Below are 18,706 nucleotides of genomic sequence, written 5' to 3' on the forward strand. Positions count from 1 at the left end.
CTATAAAATCACCTTTCTATTTTTTAGTTTTCTCATATCCATAAATATCGTCTAGCTGTTTTGTTTCTCCAAACGCATTTGTAATCGTAGTCGTATATCGGATGGTTAGTTTAGTCCCAATAGGGGCATGATAATAAATCACCCAGGCATCTGCTTCACGCGTCCCTATACAGCCATTAGAATAAGCTTTTCCTAAAGAAATAGGATTGGTCGTTGGGTGGATTAACTGCCCATTTCTAACTCCATTTACTTCGGTTTCTAAAAAGGGTATTTGGGGTAGTTTGGTGATCTCGTTATCATCTCTTCTCGTACTAAAATATTGATGTCCGTTTGCTGGATTATAATAATCAGGATTCTTAACGTGACCAACAATAAGACCATTGCCTGTTATTGTTCTTAAGTCCATTACTCGCCCTGCCATTTTAAGATATTTTTTTTCATTTCGTCCCACACGAACTGTAAACTGATGTTGCAATAAAGAGTCTTCATAAATTCGTAACGTATATTCTGGAATATTAATATCTATGTATGTTTTTTCTAATGAGGAAATTAATTTTTCCGCTTTCGCGAAAGCGGGAACCTCAAGCATACTTCCTGCTTTCAAAATGATCATTTCTTTCTGATCATACACCAAAGAATCTTTGGCCTTCATACGGTAATAATCTGTATTTTGAAGCGTATCAATAATCCAAGGATTTGCTCGAACTAGAAGATGCTCTGTGAGAGAGTAGCTGGTAAGCGTATCGTAACGAATGACTAGAGAGTCTATAAATTTAAAATATCCCTTGACACGTACATCCTTCTTAACAAGTATAGGCATGGTAGAGTCTGTCAAAAGCTTATTGATTTTGTGAGTTTTTGGGAATGATGGATTCGAAAATCGCTTATAAAGAGGACTCCATAAAATGCTGCCAAAGAGTAAGAATCCTATGATACTTAGGGATAATTTTTTTAAGAAAAACATTATTAAAAATGTGATATAAAAATAGTTGATAATAGACAGATAGATAGTTATTAGGACTGTTTTACAGTAGATAAAAAAGACCCAGTCTTTGTAGTAAGATAAAAAAAACTGGGAGAGTTTAACTTCCCAGTTCTTTGGTTGACATAAAAATTAATTTATATATCGAATACGCAATACCTAATCTCTCCCCCGATTAATTAGATATTGTGATACTTATATTTCTATTTTACACATGTGTATTTTAAAAATGGAAGCGAGAAGCTTTAACCTCTCGCTTCCTATGAAGTGATTATATTTTTTCTATCAAATCTAATCGTTATAATCTCCTATTTCTAGAAAATTACCTCGCTTAAATTACAAAATAAAACATACATTACTTCATAATGACTTCGTCACTTTACAGTAAACGAAAATCAATTTTTTTAAGGAAACCGAGGCACCAAGATGTCTCGATTTCCTTGAAGATACCAAATGTAATTTAAGACTATTTGAAATTTTAAGTATTCCCATTGCTAAGAACACAGAAAACTCAAGACTCAAATTATTTTTAGATAACTCCAAGATTCAAAGAGTATTGCTACTTTAAGAATCTATGCTTTTATACTGTCAAAGAGCTTGATTATTATATATCACACTTACAAAGTGGCTCATTGAGATATTTAATTTATAAAAAATGAAACTGGAAGCCGAAACTTCCAGTTTCTTATGATGCGACTATGATTACGTACTACAGTTCAACTTCTTATATTGTTTTATTGCTAAAACCATCCAATGAGTTTATCGGTAATAACGTAACGTCAAACGCGCCATAATGACTTCGTCACTTTACAGTAAACGAAAATCAATTTTTTTAAGGAAACCGAGGCACCAAGATGTCTCGGTTTCCTTGAAGATACCAAATGTAATTTAAGACTATTTGAAATTTTAAGTATTCCCATTGCTAGAAACACAGAAAACTCAAGACTCAAATTATTTTTAGATAACTCCAAGATTCAGAAGGTATTGCTACCTTTAGAATCTATACTTTTATAGTGTCAAAGAACTTATTGTTTTAATTATAGTACTAATGTACGGTAGCTTTTTTATTTAGAAACTGATCTAGGTCAGTTAGCGCATTTTTTTTATAATTTCTCAAAAAAAAAGTAAGGAATCTCTTTTTTAATTTCCAAAATTTTCCCTTTTCGAAGAATACTAATACTTAAAGAATCACCTAGTTCAAGCTCTTGTAAGACATACCAAGCCTTTATAATACTTTCTTTATCAATAAGTGGTATATTATCTAGTTTTAATATGATATCGCCTCCTAGTATCAAATGATCACCTTCCATATTCATTTCATAGATTCCGCCTTGTAGTTCCATAATACTTCCTAAAGAAAAAGGTGCCACTTTTTGTATAAGCAAGCCTCCTTCTTGAGGTACATTGAGTACTTCTGTAATAGGGCCATAAATAAAGTTGGAGTCTATACCTGTCCATATTGCGTGTTCTTCTAGCAGTAATTTTTTAGCGATATTAGAACTAGCAGCAAATCCCAATCCTTGAAAACCATGCGTTTGACTTACTAAGAAACTAACAATCCCTATAACCTCTCCTTTCATATTAAACATAGGACCTCCGGAACTTCCATCATTTATAGCGGCATCGCTCTGAAAAAACTCTGTTGTTACCAAACCATTATAACTGGGTTCTCGTTTATATTTTCTACTTATATATCCTACAGAAAGCGAATGCCTAAGACCAAAAGGAGAACTGACAATAAACACTTGATCTCCAATCTTGGTATGATCAGAATTACCCATCTTAACAGATACTAGAGGTGTACTTTTGGGAGAAGTAAGTTTAATTAAAGCAACATCAGCCAATGGGTAAGAATATAGAACTTTTGCCAATAACTCTTCCCCATCACTAAATGTCACGCATATCATTTCTGCAGTTTGTACGAGATGTGAAGCAGTTAATATGTCGCCTTCACTAGAAATAACAAAACCTGAACCATAAGCGCTTAAAGATTTTTTAACTGGAATGCCATTATTAAAAGTCACCTGTGATTGCATGGTTGTGATCAAAACCACTGCTTCACTAGATTGTTCATATAATTTACTTATTTTTTGAGAAAACCCTAGAGACGTTATGAATAGAATGATCATGAAAAGTATCTGTTTCATAAAATAATTGTTAGTCTACAGATTTTATCTCTGGAGGTGTTAGTAGGTTAAAAAACTGATCTAATTTTGGAAGAATAATGATCTCTGTTCTACGATTCAAAGCTCTGCCTTCTGCAGTTTCATTTGTAGTTTTAGGGATATATTCTGAGCGACCACCAGCGGTCATTCTATCTGGAAGCACATCAAATTTATTTTGCATCAACCTCACAATAGACGTTGCTCGTTTAGTGCTTAGATCCCAATTATCTTCCATACAATCTGTACGAATGGGAACAGTATCTGTATGACCTTCTACAAGAATATCCAATTCCTTGTGGTCATTTACTATTTTTGCTATTTTTCCAATGACTTCCTGTGCCGAATCATTGATGGTGTAACTTCCCGATCTAAAGAGCATTCTGTCTGATATAGAGACATAAACCACGCCTTTCTTTACTTCTATACTAATATCTTCATCATCAAAATTGTCTAAAGATCTTTTTAGATTCATTACCAACGCTAGATTAAGAGAGTCCTTTCTTTGTATAGAACTTGTTAAATCCTTAATATATGCATTCTGTTCATTAAGAGCCTCTAGGGATTTCTTAATACTCTCTGCGCCAGATTTACTAACTACAGAAAGATCAGAAAGACGTTCCAAAAGATTAGTGTTAGTACTTTTAAAATAGTCTATTTGATTTTCAAGAGCCTTCGTTTTGTTTTTTTCATTAGCAAAACTATTCTCTAGGACAAGACGCTCGCTATTGACAGTTTTAAGTTCGTTTTCGCAATTTTCTACCTTATCTTGAAGGTCAGCATACTTCTTTTGACTCACGCAAGATGTTAAGATTAGAATCATCATTACGCTTATGAATGTAATTGTTCTCATTGTTTTTAACTTTAAAGTTTATTAGTGAAACACAGTTTTGTAATATCAGAAATACCTTTACAAAATAGTTAGTTGAACTAATCTCGCTGTTTCAGTTAGATCTATGATCTACTACCTCAGCCATTGGGTTGATTTTTAGTATCCAAAGCTTGCTCTGGGATTTAATGTCTTTTTTTAAATTATTTTACTACAAAGGAATTTGTAAAAGTTAATTTTATCAATGACCTAAATCAGCAATAGTTACTTATTTCTAAATAAATATGTGATTGAAAATAAGCCCTTTTAATCGTTTTGGTAGCCCGTCTCTGATGTCTTCCATCTCACCACTAGAAACATATTTCCTTAGTAGTAAGAATGTTGTGTATATATAATCCTCGGCGATCTCGTCAGATTCGAAGTCGTACAATGATGTTTTACCATCCAATGACCGGATGAGGTCTATAAAACCCTCTACATCTTTTACTTTACTCTTCTTTACTTTGATGCTCCAACCATTTACGTAGACAGCTTTTAAAAACATAGGAAGTTGAGCCATAAACTGTAATGATTCCTCAACGGAGATGATGGTTCGTAAACCGTGCAAAATCGCACTCAGTATTCGACCAGCTCTTTCTGGATTATCAGAGAGGCCTATCTCCTTAGCATACTCTTTGATAAATTTATTTCCTTCTACCGCGTATTGATTAAAATTTAGTGACATAGCATATCGTGTTTGATTATTTTAACTGTTTATTTGTTTCTTCTAGAATTTGTATGGCTCTTTTATCCACTACAGGATTAAACTCATTATAAAATTGCCCAACGGATTGAAAATGTTTTGGAACATGTAAACAAACCACGTCATCGACAAGAGGTGAATTATTCAGTTTCTTGATAGCAGATGCTGCTGCTACAGGAATTGCAACTATTATTTTTGAAGGTTCCTGATCTTTAATCAGTGCTATAGTAGTAAGCATTGTGTTTCCTGTAGCCACTCCATCATCAACAATAATGACTATCTTATTTTTAAGATTTTTTGGTTTAGAGTTCTTATAGTATTGATCTTGACGTTGGCGTAATAGCTCACGAATGCGTCGGGTCTCTTCTTCAATATAACGCATTGTCGTATCGACCGATTCAGTAATAAATTTATGGCTTAAACTCACGGCCCCAATGGCATATTCTTTATTGAGTGGATGTCCTATTTTCTTTGTAAGCGCCACATCTAAAGGCGCATTGAGCGCTGTAGCTATAATAGCTCCAAGTGGGAGTCCACCTCTCGGAATAGCAACGACAACAACCTCTTTACCCTTATATTCTATTAGCTTTTGGGTCAATTGTTTTCCAGCATCTGTTCTATCCTTAAACATAATTGTTGGTATTAGCTTTTATCTTTTCTGTAAACCATTGGGCAGCTCTAATTGCCACAGCTTCTAAAGTTCCTTTTTCTTCAAATAAATGGGTGGCATTGGGTATAATCTCCAAATTACGTACACATGTAAGTTTTTGGTATGCTTGTTTATTTAGTTCAATGACAACAATATCATCTCCACCAACAATGAGTAATGTCGGACTTATTACTTTTTCAAGAGCTTCCATTGCTAGGTCTGGTCTACCACCACGGGATACTACGGCTACAATATCTTCTTTTAAAATAGCCGCAGCTTTTAAGGCAGATGCTGCACCTGTGCTAGCTCCAAAATATCCTATAGGAAAGTCAGTCAATTCCTTCTGCTTCTTTACCCATTTAGTTACAGCAATAAGTCTTTGAGTCAATAGTTTTATATCAAATCGATTCTTGTATATAGCATCCTCTTCTTTTGTAAGTAAATCAAAAAGAAGAGTCACCAGACCTTGTTCCTGAAGAATTCTTGCTACATAGGTATTTCTTGGGCTGAAGCGACTACTCCCACTTCCATGAGAAAATATAATAAGACCTTTCGCATTTTCTGGAATTGTTAAATTACCTTTAAGCAGAACATCTTCTAATTGAATGTTGATTGTTGTTCGACTAGTTTTAGAGTGCATAATACAATAAATTAGTAATTCTTAGTAAAGAAACGCATCCACACTATCACTAGAAATGATGTAGATCAGTTAAACCCAGATTAAGTGTATTTTTTAGAATTAACTTATGAGACAATTATGTTTTGATCTTGTGTTTTTTCTGCTTTATACATATTTGATATCCCCTGTATTAGAGCATCGGGATTGAAGGAAATACTGTTGATCCCTGTTTTAATTAAAAAAGCAGCAAATTCTGGAAAGTCACTAGGAGCTTGACCACATAAGCCAATTTTGGTGTTTGTTTTTTGAGCTGATTTTATCGCCATTTCAATCATTTTCATAACGGCCTCATCATTTTCATCAAATAGGGTTCCCATTAACTCTGAGTCTCGATCTACCCCTAATGTAAATTGGGTGAGATCATTAGATCCAATAGAAAACCCATCAAATATCTGAGCAAACTCTTGAGCCAATATGACATTGCTAGGAATCTCTATCATGACATATATTTCAAGAGCATTCTCTCCGCGTTTCAAACCATTATCTTCCATAATAGCGATGACTTTTTTACCTTCTTCAACGGTACGACAAAAAGGAACCATGACCTTTATATTTGTAAATCCCATGATCTCACGTACTCGTTTTATGGCTTTACATTCCAATGCAAATCCTTCTTTATATAATGGATGATAATACCTTGAAGCTCCTCTAAAACCCAACATGGGGTTTCCTTCTTTAGGTTCAAAATCCTTTCCTCCCATAAGATTTGCATACTCATTGGTTTTGAAATCACTTAATCTTAAAATGACTTCTTTAGGATAAAATGCTGCGGCAATGGTTGCAATACCTTGAGAGAGTTTATCAATAAAATAGTCCTCTTTCTCTGGGTATGCGAATGTGATCTTTTCAATCTCTTTTTTAACCGTAACATCGTCTATTTTTTTGAAGTGGATCAATGCCATAGGATGCACTTTGACGATATGGGTGATGATAAACTCCATACGCAATAGTCCAACCCCATTATTGGGGTAGAATGACAATTGAAAAGCATTTTCTGGATCTGCTAGAATCATTTTTGCCTCGGTCATAGGCATTTTAATTGTTGAGAAATCAAATTCCTTCATTTCAAACTTTGATTCCCCTAGATATACATATCCCTTTTTTCCTTGCCCACAAGAGATCGTGATGATATCCCCATCTTTTATGGTTTGTGTAGCGTTTTCGCATCCTACAATAGCTGGGACACCAAGCTCTCGAGAGACAATGGCAGCGTGACTTGTACGTCCTCCTTTGTTTGTGATAATTCCGCGTACTTGCTTTAATAAAGGATCCCAATCTGGTGTAATCGTATCGGTTACAATGATGGTATTTGGATCTAGTTTGTCAATATTTTTTGACGATTTTAAAAGGCGCGCTTTTCCGACACAAATTTTCGTTCCTATAGCATTTCCTTTGCATAGTACTTTTCCCTTTTCTAATAGTTTATACTCGGTATATATATTCTTATTTCTTTTCTGGTGTACCGTTTCTGGTCTTGCTTGTGTAATGAATAATGCATTGGATATCCCATCTTTTGCCCATTCTATATCCATCGGTTTTTGATAATGATCCTCAATGCGTTGCGTCCACTTTGCTAGGATGATGATTTCTTCATCAGAGAGAATATATTTTTTTTGCTTTCGCGAAAGCGTTTTTATGTTTACAGTACTAGGATTCTCTAAAGTATCAGAATAGATCATAGTCAATTTCTTATCTCCCATTTTTTTCTGAATAATGGGATATTTATTTTGAGAAAGTGATGGTTTAAAAACATAGAATTCATCTGGGTTTACCGTGCCTTGTACGATATTTTCACCTAATCCCCACACGCCAGATAACAAAATCACATTGTTAAAGCCTGACTCAGGCTCTATAGTAAAGCCTACTCCAGAACACCCTTTGTCTGCACGCACCATGAGTTGCACCCCTACAGAAATAGCTATGGTGTGATGTAAGAATCCTTTATCCTCTCTGTACTTAATCGCACGATTTGTAAATAAAGAAGCAAAGCATTTTTGAATAGCCTCCAGTAATGACTTTTCCCCTCTAATATTTAAAAACGTGTCGTGCTGTCCTGCAAAACTAGCATCTGGAAGATCTTCGGCTGTAGCACTACTGCGAACCGCTACGGCACATATACCACCGGTACAGAGTTCGTTATATGCCATCCTGATTTCTTCTATGAAGGAATTTGATAATTTTCCAGAGAGGATCATAGCACGTGCTTGGTCACCTATATGCTCTAGATTGGAATAATTTGTTCTATCTAGCTGTGATAGAAGACTTTTTAGAGATGCCTGAATTTTATTCTCTTTTAAATATTCCCAAAAAGCAGCAGCTGTAGTGGCAAAACCATTAGGTACATTAACCCCTTTTGGTATCAATTGATTATACATTTCTCCCAAAGAAGCATTTTTACCTCCTACCATTTCTACATCCTCTATACCAACTTCACTAAATCTCTTTACACGTGACTTCATACCTTTTTTCTATTCGAGTTATAGTTTTTAAAATTAGATATTACGTGTGCTAGATTAAATGACCATCGTCATCATAGAAAAAATAAATTCCCCAAATTTTATTTTTGAAAAATTGACCTAGGTCATTTAGTGTCAGTTGCTTTCAAATTACTTTAGCCGTATTATTTACCATAAAACAGATATGTTATGTCAGTATTAAAAGTAATTGAGGTATTAGGAAATTCTACTGTGAGTTTTGAAGATGCTGTAAAAAATGTTGTTAGTGAAGCATCAAAAACAGTGAAGAATATTAAATCTGTGTATGTAAAGGATATGCAAGTGACTGTAAACAACAACCAAATAACAGAATACCGTGTAAATACAAAAGTGTGTTTTGGCATAATGGATACTGTATAGTTATTCATTTGGGTGAAGAGGATTCCTAAAAGAGCTGAAATTGGGGGGATTTCAGTCTTTTGGGGATCTCTTCTTTTTTGTATAATTAACAAAGGTTAACCAATAAGCGCTACTAGCTTCTCTTTAGTATCATTAATGCTTATAGCATTTATATCAAACCCTTTCCAGGGATTATCTGTTATTTCCAATCTATTGAAGATATTTTTTATTGTATGTAATTGTGGGTTGAGACTTTTATCATTCAGTTCGCTCCAGTAAATTGGTGTTGCCACTGGTGCATTTTCAATGGCTCTCACAGAAAAAGGAGAAACACTTGTCTGCGCATATGAATTTCTAAGAAAATCAATATATAATTTTCCTTCTCGTTTATTTTTTCTAATAGCGGTTGTAAAGTCATTAGGATATTTGTCACAAATATATTGGGCAATGTTCTTAGCGAAATCATGAACTTCATCAAAATTATCTTTTTGTGATAAGGGGGCAACAACGTGTAACCCTTTAGATCCAGATGTCATTACAAAAGTTTTAAAATCTAGCTCGTTTTCTAATAGATTTTGTAACGTTCTAGCTGCTTTAATTGCCAATTTAAAATTTCCTTTAGGAGGGTCTAGGTCAAAAACCAACTTGTCGGGTAATTCAATATAGTCAACAGTACTTAGAGGAATATGAAATGTGATAACATCTTGCTCCACAAGATATAATAGCGTCTCTTTACTATTACAAACTACGTGCTCTACCCAACCTCCAATTTTTTTGATACGGGTTGTTGTTATCCAATCAGGGAAATAATTAGGAATGTGTTTTTGAAAAAAGCCTTTTTTATGAATTCCTTCTGGAAAGCGTTGCATTGTTAGAGGGCGATTTTTTAAATAAGGAAGTATATGATTTGCAATTCTGTCATAATATAAAATTAAATCATTCTTTGTGATTCCTGATTCTGGAAATAATACTTTGTTCCGATGTGTGATATTTATTTTGGAGAGGTTAGCTTTCATGGTCTTTTTAGTTTACTTCTTTTCTAAATAAAAGAGTCTTTATATCAAATAGTAACCCTGACTTAAAAATATAAATCAGGGTTATTATTAAAAAATGATACAAAAAATAATACCTATGCATATTTTGAATAATGCTCTACTTTGAGTTCATTTTTTACATGATAAACTCCCGGTGCTTTGTATGCAGCGGTTTCTGCATCTTCTTTTTCTTTAATGGAGTGTACTTTACCACGTAAGGTGACTGTGTGACCATGTGTTTCAAGAGTAATACCATCTGCATCAAGAGTTGCCATTCTTTGAAATGCTTTTTTGATATTTTCTTTCACTTCTCTAGGCTGAATATTATTTTTTAATGAGATAGTATTACTTACTCCTCTTACCCCTAACAAATCCTTGATAGCATTTTTTGCAGCATTCTTTTGGTATTCCCATTGTACTTCGCCTGATAAATAGACCCAGCCATTTTCAACTTTTACAGTGATATCGTCTTCAGGAACCGAAGAGTTCCACTCAAAAGCATCTACAATAGCCTTGGCAATCTCTTTGTCGGTTTTCTTAAAATCGGTACCATACTTAACCTCAATATCTAGAGCCACAGCTTTTACCCCTTCAACACTTTTTGCAGCCTTTTCTGCGGCCAGTTTTTTAGAGTAATTATTAACTACACCACTAAGAGTGACTACTCCATCTTCTACAATTACTCCTATTTGAGTTTCATCTATATTAGGTTGCCAAGCTAGTTCATCTAATACATCATCTTTAATTTCTACATCTGTTTTCATAATTACGTTTTTATTTAATTGGACAAGATTAATAGCATAAAATTATTAGTATAACCACCTATTGTAAATGACCTACATCAGTTAGCCTGTTTTTAATAAAATTTTTAAAAAAGTTATTTTGAATCAAAATGAATGCATTTAATGACCTTTGTCATTTTATTTTAGGTTTCCTATTTGCATCTTTATGTCAATTATTAAACATAAAAGGATCGTAATTATGGCAAACCAGACCGCTTATTATAAAAGCCGTAAAGAGCTTCAAATATCTATAAAGCAAGCATTACCTAGTCTTGTAAAGCTTAAAAAGGAGAAAAATAGAATAGCCTTCAATCAATTGCTCTTAGAAATTCTTCCAGAAATAAGACGGTATATTATTAAAAAAGTACATAATGCGATTCAAAAAGGACATTTTTCTAAGAATAAACACACTGCAAATGATTTTATAGATCAGTTATTTATTGAGGTCTATGACCATATTGAGGATTTTTCAAATGAGGATGAGTTTTACGTATGGTTATACAAGAAGACAAATGAGCTCATTGATGATGTCATTACAGAAGAAGAGTTTGATAATTTATTCTTCCAAAATATAGATGATTACTCTAAAAATGAATGGGATCAAATGCAAGAAAAATATACTGTTGAAAGTGATGGCGATCTTATTATGAAAGAAGAACTCAATGATATTTCGTACCACAAAGACACCTATAAGTTAGATGATGTATTTATAGAAAATACAGAAAAGGAGCTTGTACAAAAAATAGATAAAACCTTACATCAAGAGGAAGTAGATAGGCATATACAAATGGTATTTCACAATTTACCTCTCCCTATGCAAAATGTATTTGAGCTATTTACAAAACAGCATCTCACACTTTCTGAAATCGCAGAAATAAGGAAAACTACTATCGAAGAAGTCCAACAGCTTCTCCATGATGCTAGAAAAAGTTTAAAAGTCAGTTTTTCCAAAAGATATGATCTTGATTAATAGCTATCACATAAATGAACTATAAAGATTATTACAAAATATTAGGTGTTACTAAGGACGCATCCTTAAAGGATATTAAAAAAGCGTATAGGAAACTCGCAGCTCGTTACCATCCTGACAAGAACCCTGACAACAAAGAAGCTGAAGAAAAGTTTAAAGAAATTAATGAGGCAAATGAGGTATTGAGTGATAAAGAAAAGCGAGAGAAGTACGATACCTTAGGTTCAAATTGGGAGGCATATCAACATACGGGAGATGATTGGAGAGACTATGTAAATCAGCAAAAGCAACAAAAGCGCTATGGGCGTGGTGGTTCTTCAACGTTTTATGGAGATGCTAGTGATGCAGATTTTTCAAGTTTCTTTGAGACATTTTTTGGAGGTGGTGCACAGGCAGGAAGACAAGGGAGAGCTGCATTTTCTGGTGGTGATATTCAAGCAGAAATGCCTATTACACTACTTGAAGCGTATCAAGGAAGTAAACGTACTTTTAAGATTCATAATGAAAACCTAAGAATTACGATAAAGCCTGGCTCTTATGATGGTCAACAATTAAAGATAAAAGGGAAAGGACAACCAAGCGCGAGAGGAGGGAACAGAGGTGATTTATATATTGTTTTAAAGGTACATCCAGATCCAAGATTTGAAAGAAGTAATGATGATCTCCTTTACAATGCCTCTATCGATATATACACAGCTATTTTGGGCGGTAAAATAGAAGTTCCAACACTTTCAGGAAAGTTAAAAATCACAGTACCTAAAGGGAGTCAAACAGGAAAAATATTGAGACTTAAAGGCAAAGGAATGCCTAAATACAGTACTCAATCTTCCTTTGGAGATTTACTTGTAAAACTGAACGTCGTATTACCTAAAAAGCTTTCGAAGCAAGAAGAATCATTATTTAAGCAATTAAAGGAACTACAGGAAAAAGAACAAAACACGACTTATGGAGTATAATATCAAAGCCAATTCGATATCAAAAAATGGAGCTTCTATAGCTATTGGAGAAAAGAATATTAGTTTTGGGATTACCTCAGAATCAGAGGTTGTTTTTCCAAACCCAGCTGAATTATTCTTGGGATCTTTTGCTGCTTGTATTCTCAAAAATATCGAACGATTCTCCAATGTAATGAAGTTTACATATGCTGGCGCTGATATTATGGTGAAAGCCACACGTACAAATGCACCACCAAAAATGACGGATATCGTGTATGAATTAACTATTTATTCGGATGATTCTCGTTTAAATGTCAATTTACTCAAAAAAAATATAGAGAAATTTGGTACTATATATAATACCATAAAGCTGTCTTGTAAAATATCAAGTACGATCAGGGTTATAGAATCAAGTGCTAACACTATTAACGAATAATTGTCAGATACTTAAAATAAATTGTTATAAATCTTCAAAAAGGCATCATTATGATCACTATACTACAAAAAAGGACCTACGGCTTAGCTCCTTCCATCGATGAATTTTTAGAGCTCTATTATAGTTTAAGTATGAGCTATTGGGCCAGCGATCTCCTAGAAAAAGGAATGTCGCCTAAGCAGATACACGAAGCCGTTGTTACAGCTATAAAAATAGCTAATTCTTCGGGTCTTGAAACGCGTAAACATTTTAAACCCATGTTTAGTGGTACAAAACAAGACATCATTCAAGATTGCAAATTATCACATTTAGGGTACGGATTGGTTATCTTAAATGCAGATTCTAATCTCTCTGTTGTAAGGAATTTTCAAATACGCATTTTAAAGGAATTCTTTACGACTTCTAATTGATTGAATAAAAGGCTATTTAAAAACACACTTTTAAGAAGAATATTTTTAGAGTCATTCTATGCCCTGATACGTTTGTATACTACTTGATTATTTTTTTGGTATTCCGCTTTCGCGAAAGCGTACCCTGAAAAATTATAATTTATAAAAATACAAGGTATTTATACCTTTGACAGTTAGATACTATTTACAATATCTCGTTTTCCTAAAATCTGCTCTAAATCTTTTTTATCAATGACTTCTTGTTTTAAAAGTAATTGTGCGAGTTCTTCTAATTGTGATCTATGGGTTGTTAGTAATATTTTTGCCCGTTCATATTCTGAAGTGATGAGTCTTATAACCTCTTCATCAATGCGTTTTCCCAGATATTCGCTATACGGTTTTCCAAGAAGGCGTTCATTTTCACCTGTCGAATCGTAAAAACTCAAAGGACCTATCTCCTTATCCAACCCATAGTAAGCTACCATGCTATACGCCTGCTTTGTAACTTTCTCAAGATCATCTAAGGCTCCAGAGGATATTTCATTAAATACCACCTCTTCGGCAGCACGACCTCCTAGCGCAGCACAGATTCTATCTGTAAACTGCGGCTTGGTGATAATCTGATGTTCTTCCGGAAGATACCAAGCAGCCCCTAGAGATTTACCTCTTGGTATGATAGACACTTTAACCAATGACTCTACATTTTCAAGAAACCAACTCACGACAGCGTGTCCTGCTTCGTGATAGGCTACGATCTTTTTTTCTTTTGATGAAATAAGCTTGCCTTTTCGCTCTAGTCCTCCCACAATGCGATCCCTAGCCTCTAAAAAATCTTCTTGATCGACTTGTTTTCTCGCTTTTCGAGCAGCGATTAAAGCGGCTTCATTGCACATATTTGCGATGTCGGCACCTGAGAAACCAGGCGTTAAAGATGCCAAAAGAGATATATCTACATCACTTCCTTTAATCACTGGTTTTAAGTGAACTTTGAAAATAGCTTCGCGTTCTTGTTTGGTGGGAAGCTCTAGATAGATATGCCTATCAAAACGACCTGGACGCAACAATGCTTTGTCCAATATATCTGCCCTATTTGTGGCTGAAAGTACAATAACTCCTGTATTTGTACCAAAACCATCTAGTTCTGTTAATAGTTGATTTAAGGTATTCTCACGTTCATCATTACTTTGTAGTGCATTTACTTTACCACGTGCACGACCTATGGCATCTATTTCATCTATAAAAATAATACTGGGCGCTTTTTCCTTTGCTTGTTTAAAGAGGTCTCTCACTCTTGACGCTCCTACACCAACAAACATTTCGACAAATTCAGAGCCAGATAATGAGAAAAATGGTACTTGCGCTTCTCCTGCCACGGCCTTAGCTAAGAGTGTCTTTCCCGTACCTGGTGGACCAACAAGCATAACACCCTTGGGAATCTTTGCCCCTAGTTTGGTATAGGTTTCTGGGTGTTTTAAAAAATCGACAATCTCCATAATCTCAATTTTAGCTTCTTTAAGACCTGCAACATCATCAAAGGTGACTTTACTCCGTACATCTTTACTTGCTAATTTTGCTGTAGATTTTCCGAAATTCATTATCGAACCAGAACTAAATCTCCCTTGACCTTGTCTTCGGAATATAAACATCCAAAAGAGTAGAAGTAAGAAGATTGGAAACAGCCAAGAAAGTATATTGAAAAGACTCGTGCGAGTTGTATAAAATATTTCTACCTGCTTTTCTTTGTCAAAGCCTTCTTGTGCTTTTTCCATTTTACGTTCAAAACTCTCTACAGATCCAATCTTTAAGGAATAATGAGGTTTTGACAAAATACTACGTTCAGGTTTATTAACCGACTGATATTTTGGATCAGAAAGTCGATCTTCTTTTATGTATATCTCGGCAATTTCTTTGTTTATAATTACAATTTTCTCAACATCCTGTGCCGTCAGCATGGTTGTTTCTAAAGTGAGCCAACTTATTTCTTGTGTTTTAAAAAGAGATCCAGATAGGTAAGGGGCGAGCATTAAAAATAGAAATAATATATATATCCAATAGGGGTTCACCTTCATTGGAGGCTTAGTATTTTTTAATGGTTTTTCATTTTTTTTATTCATCAGTTCTCAACTGCTTTAAACTGTTCAAGAGCTTCCATCGCCTCACATCCATATACTAATGCAGGGCCGCCACCCATGCAAATAGCAACCCCTACTGTCTCTAAGATTTCTTCTGGTGTTGCGCCGTTCTCAATAGCATCGTGTACGTGAAAAGCAATACATCCATCACAGTGTACAGCGATAGCAATGCCCAAAGCAATGAGCTCTTTGGTTTTAGATGGTAATGTTCCATCTGCGATACTTGCTTTATGGAGACTATCAAAACTGACCATTGTATCTGGGATTTTACTTCCTAGTTTTTCCATTTGTGAAGAAACCTCTTTATATTTTTTGATGTAATCTTTCATAAACTGTCTCTTATAATAAATAAATGATGATACATTTTTACACCTTCAAAAATATTTTAAGCACTCTTATTACAAAATGACCGTCGTCATTTCGAGGTTATTGTTCTCATAGTTTCTTTATAGTCTAAAATAACTCCTTATGAAAAAAAACACCTCATCACTAGTTATGATCTTAATGTCAAGTGCATTGTTTTTGATAAGTTGCGGACCCATCATCATATCTCCACATCCTCAAAATCCACCTCCGGCTTGGTTTTATCCAGATAGAATTCAATCTGTACGCTATGTCTATTTTCCTGATTATGTCATCTACTATGATCTTTTAGCGAGACAATATTTATACTTAGAAAATAATAGTTGGATTCGGGTAGATGTGCTTCCACCTAGATTTAAAAGCATTAACCTTAACCGAAGTAGATATGTGCGTGTGAGAGGATATAGAGAACGCGATATTCAAACCTACCATAGAGAAAATCATTCTAATAGCCCTAGGTCTAGTAGAACCTCAACCACAAGAGAAAGAAGGGGGAGAAGAAGTAGTAATAATTTAAAACCATAAAAAATGAAAAAGACAGTTTGTACCTTATTGTGTCTTATGTTATTTTTAGGATGCAATAGCCAGAAAAAAGAGGATCAAGAAAGTCAAACAGACAAAAATGAAAAGGAAATCATTAAACCTCAGGAAAAATGGGATGTTAAGAAGGAATACGATGCGTTTGGAAATCTTATTAAATATGACTCTATTTATTCCTATTCTTATTCCAATATTGAAGGAGATACCATTCAGGTAAATCTGGATAGTATTATGAATTCATTTAGAGGGTATTTTGAAGAGAATACACCTTTTAATTGGAATAAGCGATTTTCATATTTTCCACAAAATGATTCCTTATTTATGAATAACTTCTTTAAGGAAGACTATTTCTTTAATCAATGGAATAGACAACCTTTGGATATTTCAGAAATGATGCGGCAAATGGATTCAACTCGAAATGAATTTATGAAGAAATTTTATCCAGGATTAATGCAATCAAGGAGAATACCCCGAGATTCAGCCTATTGATAGAAATCTCATGCCTATCTTCTAAAACCTCAACTAGATGTTAGAAGATAGGTGTATTTAAGTAATTAATAAAAGCCTACTTATCGATTTCCAATTCTTCATTGGTAGAAATGACACGTGTTTTTACTTTGGATACATAGGTGCTAATTTCTCATAATTCCTGAGAATTTTTAGATCCAATATTTTTTATTCATTACTTAAAATCCTAAAAATGGGAAGAAATAGAGTCAAAATTTACAATGGGTTTCTAAAAACTTTTCCATAACTGATCGTAGTCATTGTTTGCATCTTCCTTGCTATTTAAATTTATATTTCATTGAAAATCAAATATTATGAAAGTAGAACAAATGTACACTAGCTGCTTAGCGCAAGGCGCCTATTATATTGAAAGTAATGGGGAAGTAGCTATTATAGATCCCCTACGCGAAGTAGATCAGTATATTGAGATGGCTAACGATCGAAATGCCACGATCAAGTATGTTTTTGAAACCCATTTTCACGCAGATTTTGTGTCGGGTCATATAGACTTAGCAAAAAAGACAGGAGCCACCATTGTATATGGACCTACCACTATGAAAACAGGATTTGATTTTGTAAGTGCTAAAGACGGCCAAGAATTTAGCTTAGGAGATGTTACAATAAAATTACTGCATACACCAGGGCATACCATGGAGAGTAGTTGTTATCTATTGATTGATGAGCATGATAAGCCAACATCGCTTTTTACTGGAGACACACTTTTTATAGGTGATGTTGGTCGTCCAGACTTAGCTCAGAAGGTAATTCCTGATCTAACACAAGAAAAGCTCGCAGGTTATTTGTTTGATTCTCTTAGAAATAAAATTATGCCTTTAGACGATGCTATTATAGTGTATCCAGGACACGGGGCTGGTAGTGCTTGTGGAAAAATGATGAGTGATGAAACGACCGATACACTTGGTCATCAAAAGGAAACCAATTATGCGTTGAGAGCAGATATGACTAAAGAAGAGTTCATTGAAGCCATACTAACTGGACTGACACCTCCTCCAGGATACTTTCCGCAAAATGTGATGCTGAATATACAGGGATATGAAAGTATAGATACCGTGGTTAAAAAAGGAACCCGTGCACTATCTGTGAGCGCTTTTGAAAAAGCAATCGAAGATCACTGTCCTATCCTCATCGATAGTAGAAGTCCGCAGACATTTGCCACTGGGTTTATTGAAGGTTCTTACAATATAGGAATTGATGGTAGCTTTGCAAACTGGGTAGGTACGACCATTGTAGATACCACTACACCGTTACTTATTATTGCAGATGATGGAAGGGAAGAAGAAGTTGCCACACGATTGGCTAGAATAGGTTTTGACAACACCCTTGGGTATCTAAAAGGAGGAATAGATGCTTGGCGTGCAGCTGGAAAAGAAATAGAAACAATCATGTCCCTTTCTGCAGAAGAAGTAGCTGCAATAACAGATAAAAGCGTAGTCAATATTTTAGATGTACGTAAGGAAAGTGAGTTTAATAGTGAGCACATAGAAGGTGCCATAAATGCTCCTTTAGATTATCTTGATGAGAGTATCTCTCTTGTAGACAAAGAAAAAACGTATTATACCCATTGTCGTAGTGGATACCGCTCTATGGTTTTTGTGTCTATTCTCAGAGCCAAAGGCTATAAACACCTCATAGACATTAAAGGCGGTTTTAATGCCTTAAAAGCGACTGGTAAGTTCAAGATAACAGAATATGTCGCGCCTACTACATTACTGTAACGGAT

The 18,706-nt window shown here is 34.6% G+C and carries 19 protein-coding genes; 8 read left to right on the plus strand and 11 right to left on the minus strand.

All coding sequences use genetic code 11. The features are described 5' to 3' along the window. Positions 1–16: 16 nt before the first annotated feature. The 7 genes from ACFO3O_RS11800 to ppsA form a co-directional block, all read right to left on the minus strand. Complete coding sequence (locus ACFO3O_RS11800; RefSeq protein ID WP_379979004.1) at positions 17–835, minus strand: L,D-transpeptidase; 819 nt, start codon at positions 833–835, stop codon at positions 17–19. Between the two features lie 1,250 nt (positions 836–2,085). After that, on the minus strand, positions 2,086–3,129 hold the full coding sequence (locus tag ACFO3O_RS11805) for a S1C family serine protease (protein WP_379979006.1): 1,044 nt from the start codon (positions 3,127–3,129) through the stop codon (positions 2,086–2,088). Positions 3,130–3,139: 10 nt separating this feature from the next. Further along, positions 3,140–3,997 carry an OmpA/MotB family protein gene (locus ACFO3O_RS11810; protein ID WP_379979008.1) on the minus strand — a complete coding sequence of 286 codons (858 nt, stop codon included), beginning with the start codon at positions 3,995–3,997 and terminating at the stop codon, positions 3,140–3,142. Between the two features lie 250 nt (positions 3,998–4,247). Beyond that, a complete protein-coding gene (locus tag ACFO3O_RS11815) occupies positions 4,248–4,697 on the minus strand; it encodes a DUF2267 domain-containing protein (protein ID WP_379979010.1) in 450 nt (149 codons plus the stop codon). 16 nt (positions 4,698–4,713) lie between these two features. Next, positions 4,714–5,346, minus strand: coding sequence for a phosphoribosyltransferase (locus ACFO3O_RS11820; RefSeq protein WP_379979012.1), 633 nt, complete (start codon positions 5,344–5,346; stop codon positions 4,714–4,716). After that, complete coding sequence (locus ACFO3O_RS11825; protein WP_379979014.1) at positions 5,339–6,004, minus strand: dienelactone hydrolase family protein; 666 nt, start codon at positions 6,002–6,004, stop codon at positions 5,339–5,341. Before ACFO3O_RS11825 ends, ACFO3O_RS11820 begins: the two co-directional genes overlap by 8 nt. Before the next feature lie 104 nt (positions 6,005–6,108). Continuing rightward, on the minus strand, positions 6,109–8,502 hold the full coding sequence (gene ppsA, locus ACFO3O_RS11830) for a phosphoenolpyruvate synthase (protein WP_379979016.1): 2,394 nt from the start codon (positions 8,500–8,502) through the stop codon (positions 6,109–6,111). 186 nt (positions 8,503–8,688) lie between these two features. Between ppsA and ACFO3O_RS11835 the strand changes: the two genes are divergently transcribed. Beyond that, positions 8,689–8,898, plus strand: a complete 210-nt coding sequence (locus ACFO3O_RS11835) for a dodecin family protein (RefSeq protein ID WP_379979018.1) — start codon at positions 8,689–8,691, stop codon at positions 8,896–8,898. 95 nt (positions 8,899–8,993) lie between these two features. Here ACFO3O_RS11835 and ligD read toward each other — a convergent pair whose 3' ends face one another. Continuing rightward, positions 8,994–9,893, minus strand: a complete 900-nt coding sequence (gene ligD / locus ACFO3O_RS11840) for a non-homologous end-joining DNA ligase (protein WP_379979020.1) — start codon at positions 9,891–9,893, stop codon at positions 8,994–8,996. Between the two features lie 113 nt (positions 9,894–10,006). Beyond that, entirely contained in the window at positions 10,007–10,675 is a 669-nt protein-coding gene (locus tag ACFO3O_RS11845) for a BON domain-containing protein (RefSeq protein WP_379979022.1), read from the minus strand. A 217-nt stretch (positions 10,676–10,892) separates the two neighbouring features. On the opposite strand from ACFO3O_RS11845, the gene ACFO3O_RS11850 reads away from it, so the two are divergent. Genes ACFO3O_RS11850 through ACFO3O_RS11865 form a run of 4 tightly spaced genes read left to right on the plus strand, consistent with a single transcriptional unit; the run spans position 10,893 to position 13,444 of the window. Then, positions 10,893–11,663, plus strand: coding sequence for an RNA polymerase sigma factor (locus ACFO3O_RS11850; RefSeq protein WP_379979024.1), 771 nt, complete (start codon positions 10,893–10,895; stop codon positions 11,661–11,663). 14 nt (positions 11,664–11,677) lie between these two features. After that, positions 11,678–12,619: a DnaJ C-terminal domain-containing protein gene (locus ACFO3O_RS11855; RefSeq protein WP_379979026.1), complete on the plus strand. Its 942-nt coding sequence runs from the start codon at positions 11,678–11,680 to the stop codon at positions 12,617–12,619. Further along, positions 12,609–13,034: an OsmC family protein gene (locus ACFO3O_RS11860; RefSeq protein ID WP_379979028.1), complete on the plus strand. Its 426-nt coding sequence runs from the start codon at positions 12,609–12,611 to the stop codon at positions 13,032–13,034. The genes ACFO3O_RS11855 and ACFO3O_RS11860 overlap by 11 nt, the downstream gene beginning before the upstream one ends. A 50-nt stretch (positions 13,035–13,084) precedes the next feature. Next, positions 13,085–13,444, plus strand: a complete 360-nt coding sequence (locus ACFO3O_RS11865) for a hypothetical protein (RefSeq protein WP_379979030.1) — start codon at positions 13,085–13,087, stop codon at positions 13,442–13,444. Between the two features lie 173 nt (positions 13,445–13,617). Here ACFO3O_RS11865 and ftsH read toward each other — a convergent pair whose 3' ends face one another. Together ftsH and ACFO3O_RS11875 are read right to left on the minus strand one after the other, a co-directional pair. Continuing rightward, positions 13,618–15,537 carry an ATP-dependent zinc metalloprotease FtsH gene (gene ftsH / locus ACFO3O_RS11870; protein ID WP_379979032.1) on the minus strand — a complete coding sequence of 640 codons (1,920 nt, stop codon included), beginning with the start codon at positions 15,535–15,537 and terminating at the stop codon, positions 13,618–13,620. Next, a complete protein-coding gene (locus ACFO3O_RS11875; protein ID WP_379979034.1) occupies positions 15,537–15,884 on the minus strand; it encodes a carboxymuconolactone decarboxylase family protein in 348 nt (115 codons plus the stop codon). The genes ftsH and ACFO3O_RS11875 overlap by 1 nt, the downstream gene beginning before the upstream one ends. A 139-nt stretch (positions 15,885–16,023) precedes the next feature. Here ACFO3O_RS11875 and ACFO3O_RS11880 point away from each other — a divergent pair, with 139 nt between their 5' ends. The 3 genes from ACFO3O_RS11880 (at position 16,024) to ACFO3O_RS11890 (ending at position 18,701) form a co-directional block, all read left to right on the plus strand. After that, on the plus strand, positions 16,024–16,443 hold the full coding sequence (locus ACFO3O_RS11880) for a hypothetical protein (RefSeq protein ID WP_379979036.1): 420 nt from the start codon (positions 16,024–16,026) through the stop codon (positions 16,441–16,443). 3 nt (positions 16,444–16,446) lie between these two features. Next, the gene (locus ACFO3O_RS11885; RefSeq protein WP_379979038.1) at positions 16,447–16,947 is read left to right on the plus strand and encodes a hypothetical protein; all 501 of its coding nucleotides are present in this window, start codon (positions 16,447–16,449) and stop codon (positions 16,945–16,947) included. A gap of 332 nt (positions 16,948–17,279) precedes the next feature. After that, positions 17,280–18,701: an MBL fold metallo-hydrolase gene (locus ACFO3O_RS11890; protein WP_379979040.1), complete on the plus strand. Its 1,422-nt coding sequence runs from the start codon at positions 17,280–17,282 to the stop codon at positions 18,699–18,701. Positions 18,702–18,706 lie beyond the last annotated feature (5 nt).

Source organism: Dokdonia ponticola (assembly GCF_042653865.1).
Classification (GTDB): domain Bacteria; phylum Bacteroidota; class Bacteroidia; order Flavobacteriales; family Flavobacteriaceae; genus Dokdonia; species Dokdonia ponticola.

Coding starts and splice junctions, on each gene's coding strand:
- ppsA (WP_379979016.1), bottom strand. CDS start 8,502: ATGAAGTCACGTGTAAAGAGATTTAGTGAAGTTGGTATAGAGGATGTA.
- ACFO3O_RS11860 (WP_379979028.1), top strand. CDS start 12,609: ATGGAGTATAATATCAAAGCCAATTCGATATCAAAAAATGGAGCTTCT.
- ACFO3O_RS11890 (WP_379979040.1), top strand. CDS start 17,280: ATGAAAGTAGAACAAATGTACACTAGCTGCTTAGCGCAAGGCGCCTAT.
- ACFO3O_RS11810 (WP_379979008.1), bottom strand. CDS start 3,997: ATGAGAACAATTACATTCATAAGCGTAATGATGATTCTAATCTTAACA.
- ACFO3O_RS11835 (WP_379979018.1), top strand. CDS start 8,689: ATGTCAGTATTAAAAGTAATTGAGGTATTAGGAAATTCTACTGTGAGT.
- ACFO3O_RS11820 (WP_379979012.1), bottom strand. CDS start 5,346: ATGTTTAAGGATAGAACAGATGCTGGAAAACAATTGACCCAAAAGCTA.
- ACFO3O_RS11805 (WP_379979006.1), bottom strand. CDS start 3,129: ATGAAACAGATACTTTTCATGATCATTCTATTCATAACGTCTCTAGGG.
- ACFO3O_RS11880 (WP_379979036.1), top strand. CDS start 16,024: ATGAAAAAAAACACCTCATCACTAGTTATGATCTTAATGTCAAGTGCA.
- ACFO3O_RS11865 (WP_379979030.1), top strand. CDS start 13,085: ATGATCACTATACTACAAAAAAGGACCTACGGCTTAGCTCCTTCCATC.
- ACFO3O_RS11850 (WP_379979024.1), top strand. CDS start 10,893: ATGGCAAACCAGACCGCTTATTATAAAAGCCGTAAAGAGCTTCAAATA.
- ACFO3O_RS11875 (WP_379979034.1), bottom strand. CDS start 15,884: ATGAAAGATTACATCAAAAAATATAAAGAGGTTTCTTCACAAATGGAA.
- ACFO3O_RS11885 (WP_379979038.1), top strand. CDS start 16,447: ATGAAAAAGACAGTTTGTACCTTATTGTGTCTTATGTTATTTTTAGGA.
- ACFO3O_RS11825 (WP_379979014.1), bottom strand. CDS start 6,004: ATGCACTCTAAAACTAGTCGAACAACAATCAACATTCAATTAGAAGAT.
- ACFO3O_RS11815 (WP_379979010.1), bottom strand. CDS start 4,697: ATGTCACTAAATTTTAATCAATACGCGGTAGAAGGAAATAAATTTATC.
- ACFO3O_RS11845 (WP_379979022.1), bottom strand. CDS start 10,675: ATGAAAACAGATGTAGAAATTAAAGATGATGTATTAGATGAACTAGCT.
- ACFO3O_RS11855 (WP_379979026.1), top strand. CDS start 11,678: ATGAACTATAAAGATTATTACAAAATATTAGGTGTTACTAAGGACGCA.
- ligD (WP_379979020.1), bottom strand. CDS start 9,893: ATGAAAGCTAACCTCTCCAAAATAAATATCACACATCGGAACAAAGTA.
- ftsH (WP_379979032.1), bottom strand. CDS start 15,537: ATGAATAAAAAAAATGAAAAACCATTAAAAAATACTAAGCCTCCAATG.